The organism is Bradyrhizobium sp., assembly GCF_049512235.1.
In the GTDB taxonomy this organism is placed as follows: domain Bacteria; phylum Pseudomonadota; class Alphaproteobacteria; order Rhizobiales; family Xanthobacteraceae; genus Bradyrhizobium.
Window position 1 is genome coordinate 1 of sequence record NZ_JBEKXH010000516.1, and the last position, 5,689, is coordinate 5,689.

At 64.2% G+C, this 5,689-nt stretch carries 4 protein-coding genes and 1 pseudogene; all 5 read right to left on the reverse strand.

Going from position 1 to position 5,689, the window contains the following annotated elements; translation table 11 throughout:
* The coding region (locus tag ABSG20_RS30790) for an SDR family NAD(P)-dependent oxidoreductase (RefSeq protein WP_423868226.1) at positions 1-287 on the reverse strand (287 nt) is incomplete at its 3' end.
* Between the two features lie 28 nt (positions 288-315).
* A complete protein-coding gene (locus ABSG20_RS30795; RefSeq protein WP_423868227.1) occupies positions 316-717 on the reverse strand; it encodes an MAPEG family protein in 402 nt (133 codons plus the stop codon).
* Between the two features lie 236 nt (positions 718-953).
* Positions 954-2,159 (reverse strand): 2-oxoglutarate dehydrogenase complex dihydrolipoyllysine-residue succinyltransferase, encoded by a 1,206-nt coding sequence (gene odhB, locus ABSG20_RS30800; RefSeq protein ID WP_423868228.1) that lies wholly within the window; start codon positions 2,157-2,159, stop codon positions 954-956.
* A 120-nt stretch (positions 2,160-2,279) separates the two neighbouring features.
* Entirely contained in the window at positions 2,280-5,237 is a 2,958-nt protein-coding gene (locus tag ABSG20_RS30805) for a 2-oxoglutarate dehydrogenase E1 component (protein ID WP_423868229.1), read from the reverse strand.
* Positions 5,238-5,371: 134 nt separating this feature from the next.
* Positions 5,372-5,689 (reverse strand): annotated as a pseudogene (locus ABSG20_RS30810) (succinate--CoA ligase subunit alpha); the annotation flags it as partial.

Below are 5,689 nucleotides of genomic sequence, written 5' to 3' on the forward strand. Positions count from 1 at the left end.
CGCGAGGTGGTCCCGACGATGCCGGCATTGTTGACCAGCGCGCCCAGCGTTCCGAACGCATCGGCAGCCTTGAACAGCGCCAGGATATCGCTCTCGTTACCGACATCGCACTTTACCGCGATCGCCTTGCCGTTCTTGGCTTCGATCTCGGAGACCACGCTGTTGGCCGCGGCTTGATTGCTGGCGTAGCCGATGCAAACGCGAAAGCCGCGCGCGGCGGCGGCGATGGCAGTGGCGCGGCCGATGCCACGGCTTCCGCCGGTGATGATGACAACCCTGTCGCTCAAGATTCCTTCTCCTCAGTCCGGATGCACCCTACTGGAACAGCCGTACCAGCATAGCAACGAGTGCAAAAATTGAAACGAACCATGCTAGGCTGCGCGCGAACGGAATCTGGATAAGATACAGCGGCACATAAAGCACGCGCGCGGCCACCCATGCTTCCGCCCCGAGCGCCCCCAGGCCGCCATTCCGGCCGGTGACCACCAGCGCCAGCGCCAGCGCCGCAAAGATCGGAAACGTCTCCAGCAGATTGCGAAAGGCTCGATCGGCGCGGCCGGCGAAGACGCCCCGCAGCACCCGCGCTTCGTCGCGGGGGCCCGCCTTGTACGCGCCACCCATCTCCATGGCGGAGGAAACCGACTGCAGGAACAGTTGCAGCAGCAACAGCACCATGCCGAGGGCGAGCATGACGATTTCGATCGGCAGCGGCTGCATTATACCCTCCGGCGCCAAGGCAAACGGGTCAGAGCGACGAACGCTACCAACGGTGACGTGGCAAATCCGATCGCGTCTAGATTGAAGTAATGGCGACCGCTCGAACCTAGAACCCCTATTCTATCGGGGCGCATCGTGCGGTATTGCGCGCGCAAGGATGACAATTCCAGCCCTTTCCGGACTAGCGCGGCCTTGTCAGCAAGGCTCGAAAGCGCAGCGTCCGCCACCAAATGCCCTCACAGATCCAGCACCAGCCGGGCCGGATCCTCCAGGCTCTCCTTGACCCGCACCAAAAACGTCACCGCCTCCTTGCCGTCGATGACGCGGTGATCGTAGGACAGCGCCAGGTACATCATCGGGCGGATCTCGACCTTGCCGCCGATCGCGACCGGGCGGTCCTGGATCTTGTGCATGCCGAGAATGGCCGACTGCGGCGCGTTCAGGATCGGGGTCGACATCAAGGAGCCGTAGATGCCGCCATTGGTGATGGTGAAGGTGCCGCCCTGCATCTCGTCGATCTTGAGCTGGCCGTCGCGCGCCCGCCGTCCGAAATCGGCGATGCTTTTTTCGATCTCGGCGATCGACTTCTGGTCGCAGTCGCGCACCACCGGCACCACCAGGCCCTTGTCGGTGCCGACGGCAACGCCGATGTGGTAATAATTCTTGTAGATCAGGTCGGTGCCGTCGATCTCGGCGTTGGCCGCCGGAATGTCCTTCAGCGCCTGCACGCAGGCCTTGGTGAAGAAGCCCATGGCCCGCATCGCCATGATGTGGCTCATGTCGACCTCGTTGAAGGTCGTCAACATCGCCGCGGTGTTCTGCACTTCCTTCAGCCGGCGCGCGATGGTCTGGCGCAGCCGCGTCATCTTCACGCGCTCCTCCCGCGCCGCGTCGTCGGCGGGCGATGGCGCGCGAACCTGCACCGCGGCGGCGGGCTGATTGACCGGCGTCGGCGCCGACGCCGCTTTCTCGATCGCGGCGAGCATGTCGCCCTTGGTCACCCGGCCATCCTTGCCCGAGCCGGGGACGGTAGAGGCGTCGATGCCGCTTTCGGCCGAGATCTTGCGTACCGATGGCGCCAGCGGCGCATCGGCGGGCGGGGCCTTCGGCACCGCGGGCGCGGCGGCAGGGGGCGGCGGGGGCGGCGCAGCCGCGGGGGCAGCGGCCCTGGCGGGCGCCGCCGCCGGCCTGGCGGCGGCTGCAGCCGCGCCATCATTGATGTTTCCGAGCAAGGCACCGACCGCGACGGTCTCGCCATCCTTGGCGGCGATTTCGCCAAGCGTGCCTGCCGATGGCGCCGGCACTTCGATGGTGACCTTGTCGGTCTCGAGCTCGACCAGCGGCTCGTCGACAGCAACGGCGTCGCCGGCCTTCTTGAACCAGCGGCCAATGGTGGCTTCGGTTACGGATTCGCCGAGCGTCGGAACGCGAATTTCAGTCATTGGCTGTTTCCTCTTGCGGTCGTGGTCGGGCGCGTCCCGGCCATCCGCCCCTAAATCGGCTTTCAAAAATCGAGACGTCGATGCCCGCGACCGGCACGGGCATCACGACGCCGGCAGCGGTCAGCTCAGCGCCTCGTCCAGCAATGCCTTAAGTTGCGCCAGGTGCTTCGACATCAAGCCGGTCGCGGTCGCCGCCGCGGCGGCGCGGCCGGCATAACGCGGACGCCGGTGCGGCGCGTGGATCTGGTTCAGCACCCATTCGAGATAGGGCTCGATGAAGTGCCACGAACCCATGTTGCGCGGTTCTTCCTGACACCAGACCAGCTCGGCACCCTTGAACCGCCCGAGTTCCTGCACCAGCGCCTTCAGCGGCACCGGATAGAGCTGCTCGAGTCGCATGATGTAGACGTCGTCGATGCCGCGCTTCTCGCGCTCGTCATAGATATCGTAATAGACCTTGCCCGAGCACAGTACGACGCGGCGGATCTTGTCGTCCGGCACCAGCTTGATCTTTTCGTCAGGCAGCATGACCGCGTCATCATAGAGCAGGCGATGGAACGTGGTATTGGCGCCCATTTCGTCCAGCCGCGACACCGCGCGCTTGTGCCGCAGCAGCGACTTCGGCGTCATCAGGATCAGCGGCTTGCGGATCTCGCGATGCAGCTGACGCCGCAGCACGTGGAAGAAATTCGCGGGCGTGGTGGCGTGCACCACCTGCATGTTGTCCTCGGCGCACATCTGCAGGAAGCGCTCCAGCCGTGCCGAGGAATGCTCCGGTCCCTGCCCTTCGTAGCCATGCGGCAGCATGCAGACGAGGCCGGACATCCGCAGCCATTTGCGTTCGCCCGAGGAGATGAACTGGTCGAACAGGACCTGCGCGCCGTTGGCGAAGTCGCCGAACTGCGCTTCCCAGACCGTCAATGCGTTGGGCTCGGCCAGCGAATAACCGTACTCGAAACCGAGCACCGCTTCTTCCGACAACAGCGAGTTGATGACTTCGTAATGGCCCTGATCGCCGCCGAGATGATTGAACGGGGTGTAGCGGCTTTCGTCCTCCTGATCGATCAAGACCGAGTGGCGCTGCGAGAAGGTGCCGCGCTCCGAGTCCTGTCCCGACAGCCGGACGTGATGGCCCTCCTGCAGCAGCGTGGAGAACGCCAGCGCCTCGCCGGTCGCCCAATCGATGCCGGCGCCGCTGTCGATCGCCTTGGCCCGGTTTTCCAGAAAGCGCTGCACGGTGCGGTGAACCCGGAAGCCGTCGGGCGCCTTGGTGATCTTGCGGCCGATGTCCTTCAATGCCGCGATATCGACGCCGGTGACGCCGCGGCGCGCGTCCTCTTCCTGATCCGCCGATTTGAAGCCGGCCCATTTGCCGTCCAGCCAGTCCGCCTTGTTCGGCTTGTAGCCCGAACCGGCCTCCAGTTCGGCATCGAGCCGCGCGCGCCAGTCGGCCTTGGCCTTTTCGACCTCGCCTTCCGTCATCACGCCTTCCGCGATCAGCCGCTTGGAATAGATTTCCAGGGTGGTCGGATGGGTGGCGATCTTCTTGTACATCACCGGCTGGGTGAATGCCGGCTCGTCGCCCTCGTTGTGGCCGTGCCGGCGATAGCAGAACATGTCGATGACCACCGGCTTGTGGAACTTCTGCCGGAATTCGGTCGCGACCTTGGCCGCGAACACCACGGCTTCGGGATCGTCGCCGTTGACGTGGAAGATCGGCGCGTCGATCATCTTGGCGACGTCGGAAGGATAGGGCGAGGAGCGCGAATAGCGCGGATAGGTGGTGAAGCCGATCTGGTTGTTGACGATGAAATGCACCGAACCGCCGGTGCGGTAACCCTTCAGGTCGGACAGCCCGAAACATTCCGCCACCACGCCCTGTCCGGCAAAGGCGGCATCGCCGTGCATCAACAGCGGCAGCACCGAAATGCGCTGGTCCGGCGGATCGCCATGCTGATCCTGCTTGGCGCGCACTTTTCCAAGCACCACGGGATCGACGATCTCCAGATGCGACGGATTGGCGGTCAGCGACAGGTGAATGCGGTTGTTGTCGAACTCGCGGTCCGACGACGCGCCGAGATGATATTTGACGTCGCCGGAACCCTCGACCACCTCGGGATTGGCGGAGCCACCCTTGAATTCATGAAACAGCGCGCGATGCGGCTTGCCCATCACCTGGGTCAGCACGTTGAGGCGCCCGCGATGCGGCATGCCGAGCACGATTTCCTTGACGCCGAGATTGCCGCCGCGCTTGATGATCTGCTCCAGCGCCGGGATCAGCGATTCGGCGCCGTCCAGACCGAACCGCTTGGTGCCGGTGAATTTGAGATCGCAGAATTTCTCAAAACCCTCGGCCTCGACCAGCTTCATCAGGATGGCGCGGCGGCCCTCGCGGGTGAAGCTGATCTCCTTGTCCGGACCCTCGATGCGCTCCTGGATCCAGGCTTTTTGCGCCGGATTGGTGATGTGCATGAACTCGACGCCGAGCGTCTGGCAGTAGGTGCGTTCGCAGATCGCGACGATTTCCCGAAGCGTGGCGTATTCCATGCCGAGCACATGATCGAGGAAGATCTTGCGCTCGTAATCGGCCTCCGCGAAGCCGTAGGAGCGCGGATCGAGCTCCTCGCGATCGCGCGGCGGCTCAATCCCGAGCGGGTCGAGCCTGGCGTGGAAATGGCCGCGCATACGGTAGGCCCTGATCAGCATCAGCGCGCGTACCGAATCGCGCGTCGCCTGGTGGACGTCGGCCGCCGTCAGCTCGCTGACCTTGGCCTGTGCCTTGGCGGCAAGCTTGGTGCCGATGGATTTTTCGACTTCCGCCCAGTTGCCGTCGAGCGCCGAGGTCAGTTCGTCGCGCGGCGTCAGCGGCCAGTTGCTCCGGCCCCAGGACGGCCCTTCGGCGTTTTTCCGGACGTCGTCCGGCTGATCTTTCAGGCTCTTGAAAAACTCCTGCCATTCGGGGTCGACCGCGGCGGGGTCTTTCTCGTAACGGGCGTAGATGTCGTCGATGTAGGTGGCGTTTGTGCCCTGCAAAAACGAAGAGAGAGCAAAGGCGGCGTTCGCGTCTTGGCGAGACATGATGGCGTCCTGGTGATTTCGGTTCGCGCATGGAAAACGGCGCAACAGCCGATCCGGGCACCGGATCGGCGGGTTTAGAGAGGCTTTACCCCATTTAGGACAAATATTCGCGCCGAAAAGAACCAAGGATTGAATTAGGACTTCAATTTCTCGACAAGGGTTTTTCCAAGCCGGGCGGGCGACGGCGAGACCGTGATCCCGGCGGCCTCCATCGCCGCGGTCTTGGAGGCGGCGTCGCCCTTGCCGCCGGAGATGATGGCGCCGGCATGGCCCATGCGGCGGCCGGGAGGCGCGGTGACGCCGGCGATGAAACCGACCATCGGCTTCTTGCGGCCGCGCTTGGCCTCGTCGATCAGGAATTGCGCGGCATCTTCCTCGGCCGCACCGCCGATCTCGCCGATCATCACGATCGAGGCGGTCTTGGGGTCCGCCAGGAACATTTCCAGCACGTC